Here is an 827-nt window from a genome sequence, read left to right as displayed (position 1 = left end):
GGCATTGTCACGTTAGGCATGACAGGTTGCAAAAACGACAGGGATGCCTGGGCTCAGAAGGCGGTGGACGGATTTTGGCCGAGGCCGGTGAAAAGGTGCCATGCCTCAAAGCGCGCAGCGAGCTGTTTGCGGTAAAGCGATGGGCGCAGCAAATGACGCTTGAGAGCGAAGTGCTGGCGGATGGGACCGAAGCTCGATAGAAAAGTCTGCGCGCGCTCGGGCCTGCGAAAACCTCGCATGCGTCGCTCGCGCTCGCGGGTGGGCTGATGGCTGTTCTCGGCGCGGTTGTTCACCCGAGCGCAGGCCTTCACGAACAGGTGGCGGACGTTCGCAAGCTCCGGGATCTCGGCCTTCGCGGCCGGATAGCTACGCAGCTGGTCGGTGACGATCTTGTGCGGAGCCTCTGGGCAGGCGGCCAGCACGCGCTTGAAGAAACGTTTCGCTGCGGCCTTGTCGCGGCGCTTCTGCAGGAGGATGTCCAGCTCGGCGCCATGCTGATCGACGGCGCGCCACAGCAGGTAGGGCTCTCCGCGCAGCGTCACGAACATCTCGTCCAGATGCCAGGTCGATCCTGGCTTCCGGCGCGCGCCCTTGGCACCATGCGCGAAGCTCGCACCGAACTTGTCGCACCAGCGCCGGATCGTCTCGTAGCTGAGGACCACGCCACGTTCGAACATCAACTCCTCAATGTCACGCAGGCTCAGCTGAAACCGGAAATACCAGCGCACCGCCTGGCTGATCACCACCGCAGGGAACCGATGACCGTGATACAGCGACCTCTTCTTTTGCATCCAACAAGCTTACGCCTTCGGCAACGTGACAATGCC

General features: G+C 62.5%; 1 protein-coding gene. It reads right to left on the bottom strand.

Going from position 1 to position 827, the window contains the following annotated elements; translation table 11 throughout:
* Window positions 1–53: 53 nt before the first annotated feature.
* Window positions 54–791, bottom strand: coding sequence for an IS6 family transposase (locus AC1DYD_RS41465; protein WP_478178505.1), 738 nt, complete (start codon window positions 789–791; stop codon window positions 54–56).
* Between the last annotated feature and the right edge of the window lie 36 nt (window positions 792–827).

The organism is Variovorax sp. P4_B11, assembly GCF_056402355.1.
Note: the sequence above shows the minus strand (reverse complement) of the source record. Positions and strands in the feature narration are given on the sequence as shown.

Bases quoted from the DNA above. Each gene is read 5' to 3' on its own strand.
- AC1DYD_RS41465 (WP_478178505.1), bottom strand. From the start codon at position 791: ATGCAAAAGAAGAGGTCGCTGTATCACGGTCATCGGTTCCCTGCGGTG.